The 20457-nt window shown below is 40.2% G+C and carries 22 protein-coding genes; all 22 read right to left on the minus strand.

Features of this window, described 5'->3' with window-relative positions; translation table 11 throughout:
• Positions 1-28: 28 nt before the first annotated feature.
• The 22 genes from aroA to JOC77_RS09995 all read right to left on the minus strand — a co-directional run bounded on the left by aroA (position 29) and on the right by JOC77_RS09995 (position 20402).
• Positions 29-1321, minus strand: a complete 1293-nt coding sequence (gene aroA / locus JOC77_RS09890; RefSeq protein WP_204542642.1) for a 3-phosphoshikimate 1-carboxyvinyltransferase — start codon at positions 1319-1321, stop codon at positions 29-31.
• Between the two features lie 29 nt (positions 1322-1350).
• A complete protein-coding gene (locus JOC77_RS09895) occupies positions 1351-2454 on the minus strand; it encodes a prephenate dehydrogenase (RefSeq protein WP_204542499.1) in 1104 nt (367 codons plus the stop codon).
• A gap of 40 nt (positions 2455-2494) precedes the next feature.
• A complete protein-coding gene (gene hisC / locus JOC77_RS09900; protein WP_204542501.1) occupies positions 2495-3586 on the minus strand; it encodes a histidinol-phosphate transaminase in 1092 nt (363 codons plus the stop codon).
• 55 nt (positions 3587-3641) lie between these two features.
• Positions 3642-4019, minus strand: a complete 378-nt coding sequence (aroH, locus tag JOC77_RS09905; protein ID WP_204542503.1) for a chorismate mutase — start codon at positions 4017-4019, stop codon at positions 3642-3644.
• A gap of 16 nt (positions 4020-4035) precedes the next feature.
• Positions 4036-5127, minus strand: a complete 1092-nt coding sequence (gene aroB, locus JOC77_RS09910) for a 3-dehydroquinate synthase (RefSeq protein ID WP_204542505.1) — start codon at positions 5125-5127, stop codon at positions 4036-4038.
• A gap of 1 nt (position 5128) precedes the next feature.
• Positions 5129-6298, minus strand: coding sequence for a chorismate synthase (aroC, locus tag JOC77_RS09915; RefSeq protein ID WP_204542511.1), 1170 nt, complete (start codon positions 6296-6298; stop codon positions 5129-5131).
• Positions 6299-6484: 186 nt separating this feature from the next.
• The gene (locus tag JOC77_RS09920; protein WP_204542513.1) at positions 6485-7258 is read right to left on the minus strand and encodes a CheR family methyltransferase; all 774 of its coding nucleotides are present in this window, start codon (positions 7256-7258) and stop codon (positions 6485-6487) included.
• 467 nt (positions 7259-7725) lie between these two features.
• On the minus strand, positions 7726-8172 hold the full coding sequence (gene ndk / locus JOC77_RS09925) for a nucleoside-diphosphate kinase (protein ID WP_204542516.1): 447 nt from the start codon (positions 8170-8172) through the stop codon (positions 7726-7728).
• 97 nt (positions 8173-8269) lie between these two features.
• The gene (hepT, locus tag JOC77_RS09930; protein ID WP_204542518.1) at positions 8270-9232 is read right to left on the minus strand and encodes a heptaprenyl diphosphate synthase component II; all 963 of its coding nucleotides are present in this window, start codon (positions 9230-9232) and stop codon (positions 8270-8272) included.
• Between the two features lie 24 nt (positions 9233-9256).
• A complete protein-coding gene (locus JOC77_RS09935) occupies positions 9257-9970 on the minus strand; it encodes a demethylmenaquinone methyltransferase (protein ID WP_204542520.1) in 714 nt (237 codons plus the stop codon).
• Between the two features lie 22 nt (positions 9971-9992).
• Positions 9993-10757, minus strand: coding sequence for a heptaprenyl diphosphate synthase component 1 (locus tag JOC77_RS09940; protein WP_204542522.1), 765 nt, complete (start codon positions 10755-10757; stop codon positions 9993-9995).
• A gap of 270 nt (positions 10758-11027) precedes the next feature.
• Positions 11028-11267 carry a trp RNA-binding attenuation protein MtrB gene (gene mtrB, locus JOC77_RS09945; protein WP_204542524.1) on the minus strand — a complete coding sequence of 80 codons (240 nt, stop codon included), beginning with the start codon at positions 11265-11267 and terminating at the stop codon, positions 11028-11030.
• A 20-nt stretch (positions 11268-11287) separates the two neighbouring features.
• Positions 11288-11854, minus strand: a complete 567-nt coding sequence (folE, locus tag JOC77_RS09950; RefSeq protein ID WP_204542526.1) for a GTP cyclohydrolase I FolE — start codon at positions 11852-11854, stop codon at positions 11288-11290.
• 158 nt (positions 11855-12012) lie between these two features.
• Positions 12013-12285, minus strand: coding sequence for an HU family DNA-binding protein (locus JOC77_RS09955; protein WP_204542528.1), 273 nt, complete (start codon positions 12283-12285; stop codon positions 12013-12015).
• A gap of 367 nt (positions 12286-12652) precedes the next feature.
• Complete coding sequence (spoIVA, locus tag JOC77_RS09960; RefSeq protein ID WP_204542536.1) at positions 12653-14131, minus strand: stage IV sporulation protein A; 1479 nt, start codon at positions 14129-14131, stop codon at positions 12653-12655.
• A gap of 212 nt (positions 14132-14343) precedes the next feature.
• Positions 14344-15102, minus strand: coding sequence for a hypothetical protein (locus JOC77_RS09965; RefSeq protein WP_239558696.1), 759 nt, complete (start codon positions 15100-15102; stop codon positions 14344-14346).
• Positions 15095-15295, minus strand: a complete 201-nt coding sequence (locus JOC77_RS09970; protein WP_204542538.1) for a DUF2768 domain-containing protein — start codon at positions 15293-15295, stop codon at positions 15095-15097. The genes JOC77_RS09965 and JOC77_RS09970 overlap by 8 nt, the downstream gene beginning before the upstream one ends.
• A 706-nt stretch (positions 15296-16001) precedes the next feature.
• Positions 16002-17048, minus strand: a complete 1047-nt coding sequence (locus JOC77_RS09975) for an NAD(P)H-dependent glycerol-3-phosphate dehydrogenase (RefSeq protein WP_377337610.1) — start codon at positions 17046-17048, stop codon at positions 16002-16004.
• A 12-nt stretch (positions 17049-17060) separates the two neighbouring features.
• A complete protein-coding gene (der, locus tag JOC77_RS09980; protein WP_204542542.1) occupies positions 17061-18371 on the minus strand; it encodes a ribosome biogenesis GTPase Der in 1311 nt (436 codons plus the stop codon).
• Positions 18372-18699: 328 nt separating this feature from the next.
• Positions 18700-18891 (minus strand): capping complex subunit for YIEGIA, encoded by a 192-nt coding sequence (locus tag JOC77_RS09985; RefSeq protein WP_239558697.1) that lies wholly within the window; start codon positions 18889-18891, stop codon positions 18700-18702.
• Positions 18892-18895: 4 nt separating this feature from the next.
• Positions 18896-19792 (minus strand): YIEGIA family protein, encoded by an 897-nt coding sequence (locus tag JOC77_RS09990; protein WP_204542545.1) that lies wholly within the window; start codon positions 19790-19792, stop codon positions 18896-18898.
• A complete protein-coding gene (locus tag JOC77_RS09995) occupies positions 19785-20402 on the minus strand; it encodes a YphA family membrane protein (protein WP_204542548.1) in 618 nt (205 codons plus the stop codon). Before JOC77_RS09995 ends, JOC77_RS09990 begins: the two co-directional genes overlap by 8 nt.
• Positions 20403-20457: the final 55 nt, after the last annotated feature.

The raw sequence follows: 20457 nt of genomic DNA on the forward strand, positions 1-20457 counted from the left end.
GACCCGGTTGAACACAGCATTCCTTTCATTAAGCTTGTGCTAGAGAATATAAATGATCAAAAAACTGAGGATATGAAACCTCCACCGCATCAGCATTTGAAAGGAGGATTTCTCCGTCCGCAATTAATGAGGCTACCGCCAGCATCATACCGATTCTATGATCTCCATAACTTTGTACAGCAGCACCATGCAAACCTGTTCTCCCCTCAATTATCATTCCATCATCAGTCGGGACAATATTTGCACCTAGTTTTGTTAGTTCATCAGCGACTGTATTAATCCGGTTTGTTTCTTTCACTTTTAGTTCGGCTGCATCTTTAATAATCGTTCTACCCTGAGCCTGGGTTGCGAGCAGCGCAATAATTGGAATTTCATCAATTAGACGGGGAATCAGGTCGCCGCCAATTTCAATGCCTTTTAGATTTGAGGAAGATATGATAATATCCCCGGCAGGCTCGAATGATTCTGCCTGATTCGGTATGATTTCTATATTTGCCCCCATTTGCTGCAGAACTTCAATTATTCCAGTCCTCGTCGGGTTTAGGCCCACATTTTTAAGAATGATAGAGCTGTTCTTCGCAATGGCACCGGCAGCCAGGAAAAATGCAGCCGAGGAAATGTCTCCAGGAACCATTATGTCAGCAGCATGTAAGCTTTGCGGTCCCTGCAGTTTTACACAATTTCCATCAACCTCGACTGTGCCGCCGAATTGCTTGATCATATTTTCAGTATGGTCTCTTGTTTTCACCGGTTCAAGTACCATTGTTTCCCCTTCAGCCTGCAGCCCTGCGAGAAGGATTGCAGACTTAACCTGGGCAGAGGCAACGGGCAGACTATAGCGGATACCTTCCATTTTCCCGCCTCTGACTGCCAGAGGTGTATACTCGCCTTGATGCCGGCCGTCAATATCCGCGCCCATTTCCGCAAGAGGTTTAACCACCCTGCTCATAGGCCGCTTTGCAATCGAGTCATCACCTGCTATCACAGAATGAAATGGAAGTCCGGCCAGAATTCCAAGCATTAATCTGGTTGTTGTGCCAGAATTCCCTGTATCCAACAGTTCTGAAGGCTCTTTCAGCCCTCCAAACCCCTTCCCATGTACCATTACGTTACTGCCTTCTTGTTCAATCTTGACGCCTAACCTGCTGAAACAGGCAATCGTACTCAGGCAGTCGGCTCCAGGCAAAAAATTCTTAATTGTTGTTTTACCTTCTGCCACCGCTCCGAACATAACCGCTCGATGTGAAATGGATTTATCTCCTGGAATATCGATTTCACCTTTTAGAGCAGCACCCGTTAAATGCAAGGCACGTTTATCCATGTTTTTCATCTTCTGCATCTCCCAAGTTATTAAGTTAAAAACGTTTCATAATCTGTATGTTTTCGAATGCATTCCATGGCAAGCTTTCGGTCGCCTTCCGTCTGAAAGCTCACTACAAGCGCTGCATAAATCTCTTCCCGAGTTTCGAGAATTCTTATATTCGTTATACTTATATTTACCTGAGCTAAATAACCAGTAATTTCTGATATCACACCAGGATAATCCGGTACATCAATATATAGATCATAAAAAGCGGGTATTGCACCCTGCGAACGGACTGGCAATTCATCCCTGAACCTTTTTGCTATGTCAAAATAAGCAAAAATCTCGTCCGCATCCTCTTCCTGGACAATGTGCTTAACACGCTCCATTTCAGCTATCCATTCTTTCATGAGTTCAAGGATGACATCTTTGTTGTGCAATAAAATGTCACGCCACATTTCCGGACTGCTTGAAGCAATTCTCGTAATATCTCGAAATCCTCCTGCAGCAAGCCTGGTAACAAGCTGATCTTCCGAATGGCAATTCCTGGCCTGATGAACGAGCCCAGAGGCTATTATATGCGGAAAGTGACTGATTACTCCTGTTAAATGGTCATGTAATTCAGGAGTCACAACAAGAAAGTTTGCTTTTGTACCCCGCAGCCAGTTTTTCAAAGTCTCCACTTTATCTGTCTGAGTCCCTGCATAGGGAGTTAGAAGATAAAAAGCATTTTCAAAAAGATGAGGTTTCGCAGCTATTGCACCGCTTTTATGAGACCCTGCCATAGGATGTCCGCCAATAAAGGTATATCCCTTTTCTACCAGACATCCTGCCATGCTGGTTATACCCTTTTTTGTACTTCCAACATCTGTAATGAGCACATCTTGTTTTAATTCCAGCTGTGATAATTCACTTATGATAGATTCTGCCTGAACGACAGGTGTGCCAATGATGATAAGGTCCGCCGCTTCTGCACCCTCTTTTATAGTTTCAGCCTCGTTATCTATTAAACCCAGTACTTTTGCGAGACGAAGATTTTTACTATCAACATCATAGCCTGTAATGATCGTTTCATGATGTGTATTTCGGATGGCCAGGGAAACAGATCCGCCTATAAGACCCAGCCCTATGACAAACACATTTCCCTTCATATAATCCCTCCATAATGGGTGATGAAATCCTGTAATAGAATCATTTTTTTCTATTTAAGAAAACTGTTAACTGCTCGATGACGCCCAGGTTCTGTTCCGGACACCCGATCGTGATTCGAATGCTCGTTGGAAAGCCGAGCGCATTACCTGAACGGACAATAAATCCTTTTTCCATGAGAAACTGAAATGCTTCATCTCCCTGGCATTTAACATCTATTAGGACAAAGTTACCCTGTGAAGGATAAAATTTCAGACCTTCTCTCTCACAAAAATCGTAAAACTGAGCCAGACCCTTTTTATTCATTTCATGGCAATAAGCAATAAATTCCTGATCTGCTAAGGCAGCTGCAGCAGCTAACTGGCCGATGGTATTCGTGTTAAACGGCTCCCTCGCAGGATCAAGCCTGCTAATAAGATCTGAATGGGCAGCTCCATAGCCCACTCTATAGCTGGCTAACCCATATATTTTGGAAAAAGTACGCAGAACGATCAGATTTTGAAATTGCTCTAACAACTTTATTGTGTCTGGATAATCGTCTGCATGGACATATTCAAAATAGGCCTCATCCATCACAACAAGCACTTGTTGGGGCACCTGCCGAAGAAAATCCACTAAAGCATCCCGGGCTATATAACGGCCTGTTGGATTGTTGGGCGAACAAACCCATACTACCGAGGTATTTTCATCAATGGCCGCAAGCATTCCATCAAGATCATGTTCTCCATCAGCCAGGGGCACTTCTCTGACTTCCGCTCCCTCAATTACAGCATTATGCTTATACTGTGGAAATGTTGGAGAGGCCATCACCGTATTCACACCAGGGTATAAAAGACTGCGGGCAATAACTTGAATAATCTCATCAGAGCCATTTCCGAATATTAAGTTATTTTCCTGTATACCTAAGTGCTTGGAAACGGCACTCCTCAGAACTGTGGCATTTCCATCGGGATATAAAGCCAATGATGACTCATAATTTTTCATAACTTCTTTAGCCTGTTCGGAACATCCAAAGGGATTTTCATTGGATGCAAGTTTTGTAATCTCCTTTAATCCATAAGCTCGTTTTACCTCATCTATCGACCTTCCAGGCTGATAAGGCTTCAAATTTAGGATTGCTTCTTTCCATTTCATCTTAACCACTCCGCATTATTAAAATATAATTCTCTTAGGCGATAATAGGTAAAACTCATTGAGACACTTCTTTAGTGATAAGGTCCGGCCTTAGAACTTCAGCCTGCTCGAGGTAGACATGCTGGATATTCTTCTGCTCGATATTTGTATTTACATGCAGCATGATTCTTATGCACAGGCTTAATGCACCAGGCACAGGAATCTCTCTCATACACATAACAGGGACATATGTCCACCCATCAAAAGTTCTGAGGCCCTTTGCCGGAAAAGCGGCATCTATATCTTCTGTAACAGAAATAAAAACAGATGCAACATGATCTGGTTCAATGCTATTTTCGTTAATAAGAGTTTCGAGCAGTCTTTCAGTTGCCTGTATTATCAGCTGTTCTTCATTTCTATCTACTGTAATTGCCCCTCTGATTCCACGGATCATGTTTCTCCCCCTCACTTTAGCTCTTATTCTCAAACATCAATTCAATCTCTGTAATAATTTCATCATCAGCCATAGTTTTTGTAATAGGTTTCCCCTCTTCAGCCAGAAGGACAAACGTAATTTCTCGGCCTGTTGTTTTCTTGTCTTTCTTCATTGCATAAATTAGCTGTTCTGCCTTCAAGCTTGATGGGATCTTTGTTTTATATCCTAAAGAAGTGACCCAGTTTATAAAGGATGTGAGATCAAAGTTTAGCCCTGCATATTTTATGGATAGCTTAAGTGCAAAGACCATACCGATCATAACGCCTTCTCCATGAGTAATAGAGCCGTAGCCCACGCTGTTTTCTATTGCATGGCCCAATGTGTGTCCGAAATTCAAATAGGCCCGGACACCATTTTCCATTTCATCCTGCTTTACAATGCCGCCCTTTACAGCAATCCCCTTTTTTATAGCAAACGCAAGCTGATCCATGTCTATTAGATCCATAGAATGGATATTAGTCGTAAGCCAGGAATAAAAATCAGGATCTTCGATAAGTGCTTCCTTAATAATCTCGGCAAAACCTGATCTTACCTCATGTAATGGAAGAGTAGCTAAAAAATTCAAGTCATAAAATACAGCTTCTGGCTGATGAAAGGCCCCAATCATATTTTTTCCAGCCTCATGATTAATGGCAACCTTTCCACCTACAGCACTGTCATGTGCCAGTATCGTAGTGGGGATTTGAATAAAAGGGATTCCCCTCATATAGGTTGCAGCAACGAATCCTGCCAGATCTCCAACGGCTCCTCCGCCCAGAGCCAGTATTAAAGATTTTCTGTTTAGATTAAATTCAAGCGCCCGTGTTAGGCAGCTATAGTACACATCAAAGGTTTTTGCTTTTTCTCCGCTTGGAACAATTGACACATATACTTCTTTTTCAATATCAGAAAGAGTATCTTTTAGCGTTTGAAGATACAGATGGCCGACAGATTCATCTGTAATGATAAGAATGCTGCTTCCGAAAGCATTGTTTTCTTTCAAGAAATCAGGTAATAAAGCTATTGCATTCTGCCCTACATAAACAGGGTAGGTTTTATTTGAAGTCTCAATATGAAGGACATCCATATTAAAAATCCTTCGCGTATGCCCTTTGGCTTTCAATCGCCTGTATAAGGGCATCCATGCGGTCAGAAGTGAATTGATCAAGGAGAGCGGAAGCTATTTCCCAGGCTACTGCAGCCTCTGCTACTACTGCAGCAGCTGGGACTGCACAGCTGTCAGATCTTTCTATGCTTGCAGAAAATGGTTCCTTCGATTCGATATCTACACTCTGCAATGGTTTGTATAAGGTAGGAATCGGCTTCATTACGCCTCTTACAATGATTGGCATGCCAGTCGTCATTCCTCCTTCAAACCCTCCAAGATTATTAGACTTTCTATAATAACCCCGGTCCTTATCCCAGGCTATTTCGTCGTGTACTTCACTCCCCGGCCTGTGTGCCGCTTCAAAGCCTATGCCAAACTCTACACCTTTAAAAGCATTAATACTTACAATGGCTGCTGCAATTTTGGCATCAAGCTTCCGGTCATAGTGGACATAGCTGCCGACTCCAGCCGGCATTCCTTCAACAATCACTTCCACTATTCCTCCAATGGAATCTCCGTTTGCTTTTGCCGAGTCTATGGCATCCATCATCTTCTTTTCAGCATTTTCATCCAGGCATCTTACAGGAGAAGCTTCTGATTTATCTTTCACTTCAGTAATGGATAACGTTTGCCTCTCTGCCTGAATGCCCCCTATTTCTATGACATGAGAAGCAATTTGAACTCCAAGCAGGGCTAATAATTTCTTTGCAACCGCACCCGCTGCTACCCTTACAGTTGTCTCTCTAGCAGATGAGCGTTCTAGGACATTTCTTAAATCCCGGTGTCCATATTTGATGCCCCCATTTAAATCAGCATGCCCTGGGCGCGGGCGTGTGATTTTACGCTTCACGTCATCTGTTTCTTCCGCAGAAATAGGCTCACTGCCCATTATTTTTGTCCAATGTTTCCAATCATTGTTTTCAACCACTAAGGCAACAGGCGAACCAAGCGTAAGACCGTGGCGAACACCGCTTGCTATGAAAGCCATATCCTTCTCAATCTGCATTCTTCTTCCTCTTCCGTGCCCCTTCTGCCTTCTAGCCAAATCTGTATTGATATCTTCTTCAAGTAAGGACATACCGGCTGGCAGGCCTTCAATAATAGTGGTTAATTGTGGTCCATGGGATTCTCCTGCAGTTAAATATCTCATTCTATCCGCCTCCATTAACTGGCCAAGTTTTATTTATATGTATTCCATTTAATTTAAAACTCTTTAACGCTTAAAAGCGTTAAATTAAGTATAACATGCGTATTTAGTCATTAACAGTATAACCTTTACTAAAATGGAAGTTAAATTTAATTAAAAAGGCTGTGCTTCTATGCACAACCCAATAAATTACTTTTTCTGATAAAAAAATGTGTCTACGGTTTCGAATCCAAAGGTGGATGGCGTAAAGATCTGTTCGGTGCTTCCCACAAAGAAAATACCGCCGCTCCTCAATGATTGGCTGAATTTGAAGTAAAGGATTTGTTTAGCCTCCTCGGTGAAATAAATTAAAACATTCCGGCAGATAATGAGGTCATAGTTTGAAGCGAATGGATCGGACAGCAAATTCTGTACTTGGAACTGAACGGTATTTTTTATCTCCTCGGAAACAGAATAATAATCTCCGTCCTTTGTGAAAAATTTTCTTTTTACACCCTCCGGCACCTCATTTAGGGACCTTTCCGGATAAATGCCCAGCTTTGCTCTAGCGATTACATTTTCGTCAATATCTGTGGCCAGTATTTGTATGCGCGATAACGGAACAAGATTTGACATGATCATTGCAATCGTATAGGGCTCTTCCCCTGTAGAGCAGGCAGCACTCCAAATTCTTAATGTAGACGACTTTTTTATTAGCTCGGGAAGTATTTTTGTTTCAAGAACTTCCCACCTCTTGGCGTTTCTATAAAACTCTGATACATTGATGGTGATTCTGTCGAGAAACTCCATCCTCAATTCTTTGTTAGTGTGTATTCCTTTGTAAAAATCGGAAAATGATAAAAAGCCCCTTTTTTCGTAAAGAGACATCAGCCTTCTCTTCATCTGAGCTTCTTTATACAAGGAAAGGTCTATACCTGTTAGTTTTTTTACGTTCACAACAAATTCAAGATAATCCTGCTCCATAAAAATACTCTCCTAAAATATACGATAGTAATGTAAGGCCCATAGAGTATTTAGACCTTTAACTAGTATATCGGTAAAGAGAGGAAATTTATAAACTAGGTTGTATTTTACTATTAAGAGGTAATAAAAAAAGGCTGTTTTCGTAAACTTTGTTGCTATCATCCAAGCAAATTGAGTTGTTGATTGCAGTGAAAGGATGCTCGCTTTCCGCGGGGCGGGCGGTGAGCATCCTCGTCGCTTAAGCGACTGTGGGGTCTCACCTATCCAGCTTCTCCCGCAGGACATTGAAGTACCATCCTCGAATTTTCACCGCACGAAGGAAATGCGTATGCATTTTCGAGAATCTCGCACCTGCAGCGAAGATCAACTCTTTATCAACCAATTTGGAATCACAATACCAGTTAAAAGCAACAATCTTTTAGAAAATAGCATAAAAAAAGACCAGCTAAGCCAGTCTCTTTTAATGATTAATAGATCCATTCATTAATTAATTTAGAATAATCGACAAGTTCATTTTCTTTAAAGAATAGTGCAATTTCGCGCTCTGCACTTACAGTTGAGTCTGAACCATGAATTACATTTTTGCCGACGGTTACACCAAAATCCCCGCGGATCGTTCCAGTTACAGCATCTCTTGGATTTGTAGCACCCATCATATGTCTCGCGGTAGCGATTACATTTTCACCCTGCCAAACCATCGCAAATACCGGACCGGAGGTGATGAAATCTACCAGCTCTCCAAAAAATGGGCGTTCTTTATGTTCACCATAGTGTTCTTCAGCAAGTTCAGTTGTAACCGCCATCAATTTAGCCCCAGCTAAATGAAAGCCCTTTCTTTCAAAGCGTGCTACAATCTCCCCGATTAAATTACGCTGTACCCCATCAGGCTTTACCATTAAAAATGTTTTCTCCATGATCTTTTCCCCCAGTTCGTAGGATTATATGCCTTATTTAGGCAATCCACGAAAATATTATCATTAATTTAATATTTTCGCAACTGTCCTAAAATAATTAAAACTTTCTTTTTCCTATGAACTTGGCTAAATCTATTAAAGATTTGCGGGTTTTACCAGCAGGTAATTCATGAAGAATCTGCAAAGCTTTTTCCAGATATAAATTACTTACCGCCATTGATTGTTCAATAGCACCTGATTTTTTTATTAACTCAATGATTTCATCTAAATCGCTTTGAGAAATTTGTTCATTAACTTTGTTAATTATTTGCTGTAAGTCTGGATCTTTCATTGCAAATAATACGGGCAATGTTATATTTCCCTGCCTCAGGTCCCCGCCAGCAGGTTTGCCGAGAGCCTTTTCAGTCGAAGTAAAATCAAGAATGTCATCAATAATTTGGTAAGACATGCCCACGTAATAGCCGAATTTAAACAGTTTTTTGTGAATAACTTCCTCTACACCTGCTGCTACCGCTCCAAGCTGGCAGCTCACAGCGATTAAAAGGGCTGTCTTTCGTTTAATTCTTCTGAAATAATCCTTAATATTTTGATCAAATCTATACTTATCCTTGATTTGTTCAATTTCACCGATACATACCTCTACAATGGCTTTTGCTAAAATTTTGTGTGCCAGCGGGTTATTGATTTCACCCATAATTTCAAGTGAACGGGCAAATATGTAGTCGCCTGTATACATGGCGACCTTATTATCCCATTTGGATTTAATGGTCGGCACTCCCCGCCGAAGATCTGAGTCGTCGATCACATCGTCATGAACTAAGGATGCCATATGTATTAATTCAAGAGCTGCTGCTGCATGCTTAATGACATGAATATTGTAATCACCAAACTTTGCAGCCAGTAAGACAAACACTGGGCGTATTCTTTTTCCGCCAGCTTTTAATAAATGCAATGATGCTTCTCTTAAAACTGGAGAGTCTGCCTGAATAGTTGCTTCTAATTCTTTTTCAATTAATTGAATATCTGAATTCAAGTACGAATACATCATTTTAAGTTTCATTTATTTCACCCAGCTTTTATTTCCTTATTCTTTGTTCCCCTTATAGCCTATATGAGTAGCTGCCACACCGCCTGTATGCGGTTTGTAAGCAACACCTGTAAAACCCGCCTTCCGGAACATTTCTGCCAACTCTTTCATGCCCGGGAAGTCTCTGGCAGATTCCTGCAGCCATGAATATTCTTCGTAACTTTTGGCAAATAGCTTGCCGAATAAGGGCATCATGTATTTGAAATAAAAAAAGTAAGCTTGTTTAAAAACGGGCATAGTCGGCTGTGAGGTTTCGAGGCATACAGCCATGCCGCCTGGTCTTAGCACCCTGTTCATTTCACTAAGAACTTTCAAATAATCCGGCACATTTCTAAGGCCAAAGCCTATTGTTACATAATCAAAACTGTTATCTTCAAAAGGAAGTTCCATCGCATTCCCATGGATCAGCTCAACCTGGTTAAGCTTAAGAGACTGAACTTTTTCACGGCCAACCTTCAGCATGTTTTTACTGAAGTCCAAGCCAATTACCCGCCCTTTAGGTCCAGCAGCCCAGGCTAGAGCGATAGTCCAATCCGCAGTGCCGCAGCAGAGGTCAAGAGCACTTGATCCAGGCTGAACATTCATTTGTTTCATCGTGGTATTCCGCCATTTTTTATGCTGCTGAAAGCTGATGACAGAATTCATCTGGTCATAGTTCTTATAAATTTTTTCAAAAACGTGATGTACTCTTTGTTCCTTGGATTCTTGCATGTCTACCCTTCCTCCGCTGCTGCTACAACTTTTTTGCCATATGGTCCAGTCTGGAAATAAACCTTGTCTTAACGTCATGCTTTACTGAAGACTTTTGTATAGATGTAAATATGGAAGCAATTTGACCGTCTATAAAACCAAGTGTATCAGTGGATGGCTCATGTGCATGTAAAAATTCATTGAATTGATTCAGCACTATTGTTTTGGATCCCTGGCTGTAATGGCTTCTTTCTTCATGAAGCCTTTTTAATAAAAGTATATCTGAGAAAAGTTTTTTAAAAGAAGCCTGTCCTGCAGCATCTGCTGCCTTGCAGATTAATGCCGACTCAATGGCTTTTATACTTTCAAGCAGTTCATCGGCAGTTTCATAAGAAGCCTGGTACAGCTTAATTTTATTTTCGTTAACATCCTTAATTCCTGCTGCAAGACAGGTGATAAAGTTTACTTTTTCAAGCCCTGCTAGAATGCTGTAATATAGTCCGCTGAAATAATCACCTGCAAGGATTGTTAATTGCCTGCTCTTTAAAAAATCAGAAGTGTCTTCTCCCGGGACTGATAAAGTTACTTTTTCATGAGCATCAAGTGCCATTTGTACAAGCATAGCAGCTAAAATAGTCTGTTTTTTTTCTTTGTCAGTCATATTTGTTTGGTTGAACAGAACCATTAATAATTCAAGTTTCACTGTGTCTATTTCCGGCTTATCTATATATTCAAGCAGATAAGGATGATTAATAGCTTCTTCTATAATATTCATTAATTCTGATGTGTTATTTTCAAGGTTAAGCATTTCATCACCCTTATTGCCGTCTTTTTTCTTCTTCTGATCGTACCATTAATAAATGAAATTATTTATTATGTAAACTAATACCTTCAATCCCCTGGAAAACAAGCTTTATTATAACATAATATAGCATCAAAACTGCAAAATTGGCTCCTGAAAAACCTCTTAAATCACACTCATGCCAAAATAAAAAATCTGACTCTTTTGAATGGTCGTACGGTGAGCCAGATTATTAGTTTTTCTTCCGGAAAGCATTTATGTTTGAACTTGGGCAAATTAGTCTTTAACCCGTTTATTTTCGCTGTGGATCTCTCCGTAAGGAGTAAAGATTTGGGCGTTCCCCCGAATTTTGATGGCAGATGTGTGCTCAGTAAACTGGGCCAGCAATACTTCGCCGGCATCCAATTTTTCTGAATGGTGAAACCGGGTATCCGTTCCCCTTGTTAAACCAATAACATTAACTCCATCTTCTGCAGCCTTGATCACTACAAATTCTGGATTTAATTGTTCCTTCATTGACTTCACCTGACCTGTCATTAATTTTTAATGAGTGAAAGCACTTCAGCGCGTGAACGGTCATCTTCTCTAAAAATACCCCGAACCGCACTGGTCACCGTTTTAGAGCCGGGCTTTTTTACCCCTCTCATTGTCATGCACATATGCTCTGCCTCTACTACTACCATTACTCCGTGAGGCTGGAGCTTTTCCATGATGGTATTTGCTACTGTTGATGTGATTCTCTCTTGAAGCTGCGGTCTTTTTGCAACTGCTTCAACAGCTCTGGCCAGTTTGCTTAAACCGGTCACCCTTCCGTTTCTGGGGATATAAGCCACGTGAGCATGACCAAAAAATGGCACTAAATGATGTTCACACACAGAATAAAAAGGTATATCTTTTACGAGAACCAGTTCCTCGTGTTCTTCGCCGAAAATGGTTTCGAAATAATCCCCTGGATTCTGGTTAATCCCTGTAAAAATTTCTTCATACATCCTGGCTACTCTTTTTGGTGTATCCATAAGACCTTCTCTTGAAGGATCTTCACCTATTGCTTCTAAGATCATTCTTACAGCTTCTTCTATTTGAGCATGATTAACTGCCGACATCTTTCTCCTCCTGTAAGCCCAAAGCGTATGTAATGCTTGCATGCTAAAAAAATATAATCCCATCTTATCATAAATATAAAATTAATAGCAAAAAGGATCACGGGGTTTCCGTGATCCTCTCTCGCTAAAGGGAGTATAGCCTCCCGGGCTGCTATGTATTACTTTACAGCATCTTTAAGCGCTTTTCCTGGTTTGAATGCAGGAACTTTGCTTTCAGCGATTTCGATTTCTTCACCAGTTTGCGGGTTGCGCCCTTTACGAGCTGCACGTTCGCGCACTTCGAAGTTACCAAAACCGATTAATTGTACTTTATCGCCATTTTTCAAAGCGTCTAAAATTGAATCAAAAACAGCATCAACTGCTCTTGTAGCATCTTTCTTAGATAGTTCGCTTGCTTCTGCAACCGCATTAATTAAGTCTGTCTTGTTCATGCCATTCACCTCCTCCCAAAGGAATTATTGCTTTTCAGGCAGTAATAAACTGTCTATTACCTGTTTAAACACATTCTAAACCGTATAAGCAAAAAAGCTTTACCTTAGAGGGCCAAAACCCTTCAAAGTGCCTAGAATTGCTGAAATGGCAACGTTTATAACGTTTTCTGTATGTAGATTATCATAATCACTTACCCTTAGCAAGCGAATTCCTTAATTAATGGGAATGTTTTCTTTTTTAGAAGCATATATTAATACTTTATTTGAAGTTTAAAGGAAATCCGCCATTTATTTCTCCCTCCCATAAGGATGTGCTAAAAAGCAAAAAACCTGCCAAATGATCGGCAGGGCTAAAAGTATGAGGTAATTATAGAATGATCGCGATAAGACCGCCAGAGCCTTCATTTATGATTCTTTCTAATGTTTCTTTTAGCTTATATCTGGCATTCTCCGGCATTAACGAGAGTTTGGCCTGTATTCCTTCTCTAACAATCGAGCTGAGGCTTCTGCCAAAGATATCGGAATTCCAGATTGATAAGGGATTATCTTCAAAATCCTGCATCAAATATCTGACCAGTTCTTCACTTTGTTTTTCTGTGCCGATAATCGGTGCAAATTCTGATTCCACATCGACCTTTATCATATGGATTGACGGAGCTACAGCTTTTAATCTGACTCCAAATCTTGATCCCTGACGGATTATTTCTGGTTCGTCAAGACTCATGTCTGCAAGGGATGGCGCTGCAATGCCGTATCCTGTCTGCTTCACCATTTTTAGGGCGTCTGAAATCTGATCATATTCTGCTTTCGCATGCGCGAAGTCCTGCATCAGCTCAAGAAGATGGTCTTTGCCCCTGATCTCCACTCCTACTATTTCTTTAAGGATTTCGTCATAAAGTTCATCAGGCGCAAATAAGTCAATTTCCGCTATACCCTGCCCCATCTCAATACCGGCTAATGATGCCCGGTCAATAAATTCAAAATCATTAAAATGGTGAACGACCCGGTCTACATCACGAAGTCGTTTAATATCTTTAACAGTGTCCCGGACCGCTTCCTGGTAGCTTTCCCTCAGCCAGTGGTTTTCACGGAGAACCATTACCCAGCTCGGCAGATTGACATTCACCTCAAGGACAGGAAACTCATATAATGCTTCACGGAGTACAGTCAAGACATCTGTTTCTCTCATACTCTCAACACTCATGCAAATTACAGGAATATCATACTTTTCCTGAAGCTGGATCCGCAGCCTGTCTGTTTCTGGATGGTGCGGCTGTACGGAGTTGATAATCATAATAAACGGCTTTCCTACTTCTTTTAATTCATTGACCACTCGTTCTTCGGCTTCTACATAATCTGCACGCGGTATTTCTCCGATTGTTCCATCGGTAGTCACCACGACTCCAAGTGTAGAATGGTCTTGAATCACTTTTCTAGTTCCAATTTCGGCTGCTTCATGAAAAGGAATCGGCTCTTCATACCATGGAGTGTGAATCATTCTAGGTCCATTCTCATCTTCATAGCCTTTAGCACCTGGAACAGTATATCCGACGCAATCCACCAGCCGGATGTTAACTTCTAATCCTTCATCAACAAGGACAGTTGCTGCCTGGTTTGGCACAAATTTCGGCTCGGTCGTCATAATCGTTTTGCCAGCCGCACTTTGAGGCAATTCGTCCAGGGCCCGCGCTCTGTCTGATTCATTATGAATATTAGGAAGCACAATCAATTCCATAAACTTTTTTATAAACGTTGATTTACCTGTCCTCACAGCACCTACAACGCCTAGATATATGTCTCCTCCTGTGCGTTCGGCAATATCCTTAAAAATATCAATCTTTTCCAAGAGATCCCCTCCCGATCTTATACATATATATATAGATTCATTTCAATTTGGAACTGGACATTATATGTTTATGATGTTGTCCATATAATTTATGACAAGATTTTTTAACTCTTCCCTCCATTAATCATTTTCTATTTAAAAAAGACTTTTTTAGATGATTCATAAAAAAAAACCCCTCTCCTACAATATATTTTGCAGATTAGGGGTTATTCTTAATTATTTATAAAAATTGGTTTTTTCGTTTTTGGATCGATGGAATACGGCAATGAATAAGCCGGTACGAATAATGAATCTTCTGTAAGAATCCCTCTTATATCGGTACCTGGACTTAAAGCTTTTCCCTTTTCCTTTAAAGCCTTAATAAGATCAGGAGTATAATCCACATAGATTTGCCCATCATTGCCGATCACAAGATGAAGCTCTTTTTGTGTATAAGGACTCATGACAGTCGGAGGCTCCTTATACCCCATCTTTTTATGATCCAGCGTATATACATTAGGACTTATTATTTCTTTAAAGGGAGGATATCCATGGGATTGGCGGTAAATGTTTAACCGGATTACCACGTCCTGCACCTGGTCTGCTAATCTCACATCAAATAATTTCACAGTGGGGTTTTTTTCTTCATCGATAAGGACATATTGGAACACTCCGCCGCTTTCATAAGCATTTCCAGGCGGTTCAGCCATATATCTAGGAACTATTTTCTTAAAATCAATTGGGTATTTTTGATAATACGGAGTATTAGCCTCTTTCGTTTTTATAGGAAGAATTCCATTATTATCTTTCTGAAATTGGTCTACTGCGTTTTGTACAGATTGAATTTGGTCTTGATAGGGTATTTGATTCTTCGTCAGCTCTTCCTCCGGATACATGCACCCCGACAGAAGGCTTAGAAGGACGATAAAAACAGCTGTAAATCTAATAAGTCTTATTTTGCTTCCAGTGGCATGAATTGTAAAGCTACCCATTTGTAGGCCCGCTGAATACGACCAGCAGCACAATCAAGCCGCCCGCTATCATTAATATATAAGCAACAACAGCAGTAATTACTTTCAAAATACCCTTTAATTTATAACGGCTCAAGTAAATAATAAGAATGGAAATTGCCAGGAAAAACATACCGGCAAAAGAAATCCACATTTTTTGCAAAGCTGGTGTCATGACTCCCTCTCCTTTTATGTATATCCATACATTTGCTTCTATGATTCTACTAATATCCCGAAGTATTATAACATAAGAGATATTCCAATTACATTAGCTGAAATAATTTTTGAGAATCTTTATCTGTCTTTTCATTCATACAAAAAATGCTTAAATCTTCATAAAAATTAAAAAGTCCCCTTAGATTCTAAAATCCCGCTTATAAATAGCTTTCTGCTTATACATTTCATTTTGTCCCTGACATCCTTAAGATTCCTGCTAAAGCCCTGGGTCCAATATTAGAATTTCACTCACGATAAATCCAGCAATACTGTACGTATAAATATTTGTTATTACTCTACTATCCCATTAATCCCCAAAGGAATAGCTATCGAAAGACCGGGTACGGGGGATCTTTTTTTTATTAGGTACTTGCTTTCAAAATTTAAATTCAGCAAGTCATGATCTTCTCGTCTTTGAGTACTTGATATACTCAATTCAATACCATCCTGGCTGAAGTTAAAGATGTACATGGACTAGGGCCATACAAATCAGGGCAGTTATCCGTATAAATAAAAAAACAGAAGATTTTATCATCCTCTGTCTTTTTGACTAAATACCCAAGCACCAGGTTTTTTTACCAGTTAGTTTCGTTGCATAGTATGCTTGAATTCATGCATTCGAACCACCAAATGCCTAATTTATAAAATAAATCTTAACAAATCGTTTAATCGTTCATCCGTTCATCCAATACATTAACCAGATCTTCCATTTCATGCTTCTTCATACGGTTCATCAGCTCATCTACTGCATCCTCAACATCGACATTATTAAAGAGGACATTATAAAGTGAGTTTGTAATCGGCATTGAAACATGATATTTTTCTGCCAGCTGGTATGCTGCCTTCGTAGTACGGACTCCTTCAACGACCATTCCCATGTTTTCAAGTACTTCATCCAGTTTTTGGCCTTTGCCAAGCATATTTCCGGCACGCCAATTTCGTGAATGGACACTCGTACAGGTAACAATCAAATCACCGATCCCTGCAAGCCCTGAAAAGGTCAGCGGATTGGCTCCCATTTTGGTACCAAGCCTTGCTATTTCCGCCAAACCTCTTGTGATAAGTGCAGCCTTAGCGTTATCCCCATATCCTAAGCCATCTGTCATTCCGGCAGCCAGAGCAATAATATTTTTTAGGGCTCCGCCTATTTCAACCCCAATTACATCTGGGTTTGTATATACCCGGAAGTTTTGGTTAATAAATAGATCTTGAATTTTCTCAGCAGCTGAAATGTTTTCTGAAGAGACGGTAACAGTTGTTGGATGCCTTAAGCTGACTTCTTCAGCATGGCTCGGCCCTGACAGCACCACTACATCTTCAAGCAGTGAAGCAGGAATTTCCTCTTTAATCATCTCAGAAATTCTAAGCAAGGTGTTAGGTTCAATACCTTTGCTGACATGAACAATTGTGACAGGCTGGTTTGTTTCGCTGGAAATTTTCGTAGCAACCTCCCGTATAGCCTTTGTTGGAACAGCAAGGATAATATTTTTTGCTCCTTGCAATGCTTTTCCTAAAGAACTATATCCAACAATGTTTACGGGCAGAGTTATTTCGGGCAGGTACTTTACATTCGTATGTCTGGTGTTGATTTCTTCAACCTGCTCTATCTTATGGCTCCACAGCCGCACTTCATGCCCATTATCAGCCAGAACCATTGCCAGTGCTGTTCCCCAGCTTCCTGCGCCAATCACGGCTACCTTTTGTTTCTCCATATTCATTCCCTCCTATTTTCTCTGACGGCCATATATCCTTATCGGTGTTCCTTCAAAGCCAAACGCATCCCTGATACGATTTTGAAGAAAACGTTCATAGGAAAAATGCATCAGCTCCGGATCATTCACAAAAACCACGAAAGTCGGCGGCTTAATAGCAACCTGAGTAGTATATAAAATTTTCAGTCGGTTTCCGTTATGAGTAGGTGTAGGGTTCATAGCAACTGCATCTGTTATAACATCGTTCAATACATTAGTCTGCACCCTCATTGAATGGTTTTCACTTACTTTATCGATAACCGGAATCACTGTATGAATTCGCTTCTTTGTTTTCGCAGATAGGAAAACGATTGGCGCGTATTCTAAGAACTGGAAATGAGCCCGGATATTCTCTTCGAATTCTTTCATTGTTCTTTCGTCTTTTTCTACCGCATCCCATTTATTAACGACGATAATCACTGCACGGCCGGAATCATGTGCGTAGCCGGCAATTTTTTTATCCTGCTCTCTGATTCCTTCCTCCCCGTTAAGGACTACCAAAACGACGTCAGATCTTTCGATGGCACGCAGCGCACGAAGGACACTGTACTTCTCGGTGGTTTCATATACTTTCCCTTTTTTTCTCATGCCGGCTGTATCAATGATGACATATTCCTGGCCATTATATTTATAGGGAGAATCGATGGCATCACGAGTTGTACCTTCTATTTCACTAACAATTACCCGCTCTTCGCCTAGAAGTGCATTCACTAAAGAAGATTTTCCAACATTTGGTCTCCCAATCAAGGAAAACTTAATAACATCCTCACCATATTCATTTTCTTCAAATTTAGGAAAGCTTTTAGCCACTTCATCAAGAAGATCTCCAAGACCAAGTCCATGTGACCCGGAAATAGGAAAGGGCTCACCGAATCCTAAAGCATAAAAATCATAAATCTGATTTCTCATTTCAGGGTTGTCCACCTTATTGACTGCAAGAACAACCGGTTTTTTTGATTTATATAGAATTTTGGCTACTTCTTCATCGGCTGCAGTAACTCCTTCTCTTCCATTCGTCATAAAGATAATTACATCAGCTTCATCAATCGCGATTTCTGCCTGTGCACGAATTTGTTCTAAAAAGGGCTCGTCTCCAATATCAATTCCGCCAGTATCAATAATATTAAATTCATGCGTCAGCCACTCACCGGAACTGTATATTCTGTCCCTTGTTACTCCAGGAACATCTTCAACAATCGATATGCGTTCACCAACAATGCGGTTAAATATTGTAGATTTACCGACGTTAGGACGGCCTACAATAGCCACTACAGGTTTTGGCATGTTAAACATCCTTTCAAAATGCACTCAGGTAAGTGCTCATTATATTTTTCAATAACTATTAAATTTTTTCCATTAACAAACTCTTTCAAACTAAAAAGCAAATGGGAGGCTAAGTCCTCTTATTCCATGAGATACTTTAGCTTCTGCCTTGTTTTATGTAAAATTTAATATTCATTTTCCCGGTTAAAAAATAGACCCTGCCAAAGATGCATTTGACAGGGATTAGGTACCAGTGCCTTCAAGGAGCTTTTTCCCTATCATCTGCTAAAGGAATCTCCTTAACTATGTTATATTAACAAATATTTATAAATTCAACAATGTTCTTCCTTTAATGTTTCACAATAATGAATAGATCATCCTTTAAAGCATGTGCAATTCCATCTAATATTGCCTCTAGATTTTTTGTTATTTCGAACATCTCTTGCTGTGACTCACAATGAAATACATTGGTTCCTGCAGGCACGATTTTTTGGTTAGTTGTAATGATCGCCAGTATAGATTTATCTATCGAAATTCCCATAGGATCACTGCTCCTGCTTTCCTTGTGATAAAGTTCTAGAGGGAACTCGTATTGCATTTTCTAAAATAGGCACATTTGCGATTACCTTTAGTGCTTTTTCAATCTCTTTTGTCTGGGGAAGAACAAAAATGCCTATCCTGCCGTCCTCTAAATCTCTTTTAGCAAGGGGTACCAGAGCAGGTGTCCCAGAATCCCTGTAAACTCCCAGCGCTACCGATACATCATATAGGATGGCCTGTCTCTGTCCCAGGTTGGAGATGGTGATTTTTGCATTAAAATTCTTTGGCTTCAGTATAAAGCCCATTCCATACTTCAATACTTCCTTTTGTCTTTCAGGGAGACCGATATTCATAATATAGATATTATCCACATATAAACCGGCACCTTCGAAATGCGGCTCTATATAATTTATTTCCACTATATCCTTCAATCTGTTTCCTGACATAAGCTTTCTGCAAATAAAAAAACAGATGATAGCTGCAATTAAGGCTGCCCATATATTAAGGTATAAATAAGCTGCAGTAGTAACAAACGACGTTAAAATCACTAGATAATTTCTTCCTTCAAATGCTACTGCAATTCCTTCTATGTACGTATTGCCCCTACCGACTAATTCATACATATCCACCTGCTGCAAAGTGGTTCTTTCCATATTCCGGACATCCCGAAATTGCGATGCTGCAAGTGTCAGGAAGGTAATAGCCGTGTATTCTTCCTTAATAATGGCAGGCACTATAATCGTCCCCAGTCCAGCAGCTATAAAACCGAGAGCAAGATGAATGACTTTTCCATGCAAGTAACTCGGATACTGCCTATAGTCCGTTTTAAGCATATAAATTCGAATAGCAGTCCCGACGGCTACCCCTAACAAAATGGGGTAAATGAAGTGGTTATCACTCATAATATCCCTGTTTCTCCTTTGGTATATTTTTGGCTAGGAAAAGGGCATGAAGAGATTTGCTTGCCTTCTCCATCCAGCACCATAAAAGAATGAATAATCCTGCAAGAGCAGTTAAATCCAGCCATGGAGCCGATACAATATCCTGCGGCATATGTAAAGTACCAAACAAAACATTAAGAATAATGTCCCCAAAAAATAACCCTAATATCATAGAAGAAAGTCTTTTTTTCCAATTAGAAAATAACAAAATAGTAAGATAAGCGATAAAAATCCCAAGCATCCAGGTCCCATCCCATATAATCCAAACTGGATCAAGGAAAAACAAAAGACTAATGCTGCCATAAGCAAATGACAAGACCATTGCTCTTATAGTAAAGGAAATCAGACTGCCGAACGGCAGACCTCGCAGCGAACATACCGCCAGCAAGGATATGCAGAAGCCTCCACTATTGAGCGGAGCATCACCTACTTTTATATTATAAGGACTTAGAATGATGGCAGCTAATAGTGACAGTAATATAAATCCCCTGTACGGGTTAGATTTCTCCAAAATAAAATAACAATAAATAACTCCCATCCATGAAAACCATAAAAATAACATCCCATCCATACGCAATATTTCCTCCCATAGAAAACATTATGTCTGAATCATCCACATTTTAAAC

Origin of the sequence: Peribacillus deserti, from assembly GCF_016909175.1 — a bacterium.
Lineage (GTDB): Bacteria > Bacillota > Bacilli > Bacillales > DSM-1321 > Paraperibacillus > Paraperibacillus deserti.

Coding starts and splice junctions, on each gene's coding strand:
- mtrB (WP_204542524.1), bottom strand. CDS start 11,267: ATGAAGGAACAATTAAATCCAGAATTTGTAGTGATCAAGGCTGCAGAA.
- hisC (WP_204542501.1), bottom strand. CDS start 3,586: ATGAAATGGAAAGAAGCAATCCTAAATTTGAAGCCTTATCAGCCTGGA.
- hepT (WP_204542518.1), bottom strand. CDS start 9,232: ATGAAACTTAAAATGATGTATTCGTACTTGAATTCAGATATTCAATTA.
- JOC77_RS09975 (WP_377337610.1), bottom strand. CDS start 17,048: ATGGAGAAACAAAAGGTAGCCGTGATTGGCGCAGGAAGCTGGGGAACA.
- JOC77_RS09955 (WP_204542528.1), bottom strand. CDS start 12,285: ATGAACAAGACAGACTTAATTAATGCGGTTGCAGAAGCAAGCGAACTA.
- JOC77_RS09935 (WP_204542520.1), bottom strand. CDS start 9,970: ATGCAAGAATCCAAGGAACAAAGAGTACATCACGTTTTTGAAAAAATT.
- folE (WP_204542526.1), bottom strand. CDS start 11,854: ATGTCGGCAGTTAATCATGCTCAAATAGAAGAAGCTGTAAGAATGATC.
- aroC (WP_204542511.1), bottom strand. CDS start 6,298: ATGAGATATTTAACTGCAGGAGAATCCCATGGACCACAATTAACCACT.
- JOC77_RS09965 (WP_239558696.1), bottom strand. CDS start 15,102: ATGGGTAGCTTTACAATTCATGCCACTGGAAGCAAAATAAGACTTATT.
- aroH (WP_204542503.1), bottom strand. CDS start 4,019: ATGATCCGTGGAATCAGAGGGGCAATTACAGTAGATAGAAATGAAGAA.
- JOC77_RS09985 (WP_239558697.1), bottom strand. CDS start 18,891: ATGGGAATTTCGATAGATAAATCTATACTGGCGATCATTACAACTAAC.
- ndk (WP_204542516.1), bottom strand. CDS start 8,172: ATGGAGAAAACATTTTTAATGGTAAAGCCTGATGGGGTACAGCGTAAT.
- JOC77_RS09970 (WP_204542538.1), bottom strand. CDS start 15,295: ATGACACCAGCTTTGCAAAAAATGTGGATTTCTTTTGCCGGTATGTTT.
- aroB (WP_204542505.1), bottom strand. CDS start 5,127: ATGGATGTCCTTCATATTGAGACTTCAAATAAAACCTACCCTGTTTAT.
- JOC77_RS09995 (WP_204542548.1), bottom strand. CDS start 20,402: ATGGATGGGATGTTATTTTTATGGTTTTCATGGATGGGAGTTATTTAT.
- aroA (WP_204542642.1), bottom strand. CDS start 1,321: ATGGATAAACGTGCCTTGCATTTAACGGGTGCTGCTCTAAAAGGTGAA.
- der (WP_204542542.1), bottom strand. CDS start 18,371: ATGCCAAAACCTGTAGTGGCTATTGTAGGCCGTCCTAACGTCGGTAAA.
- JOC77_RS09990 (WP_204542545.1), bottom strand. CDS start 19,792: ATGAGTGATAACCACTTCATTTACCCCATTTTGTTAGGGGTAGCCGTC.
- JOC77_RS09920 (WP_204542513.1), bottom strand. CDS start 7,258: ATGGAGCAGGATTATCTTGAATTTGTTGTGAACGTAAAAAAACTAACA.
- JOC77_RS09940 (WP_204542522.1), bottom strand. CDS start 10,757: ATGCTTAACCTTGAAAATAACACATCAGAATTAATGAATATTATAGAA.
- JOC77_RS09895 (WP_204542499.1), bottom strand. CDS start 2,454: ATGAAGGGAAATGTGTTTGTCATAGGGCTGGGTCTTATAGGCGGATCT.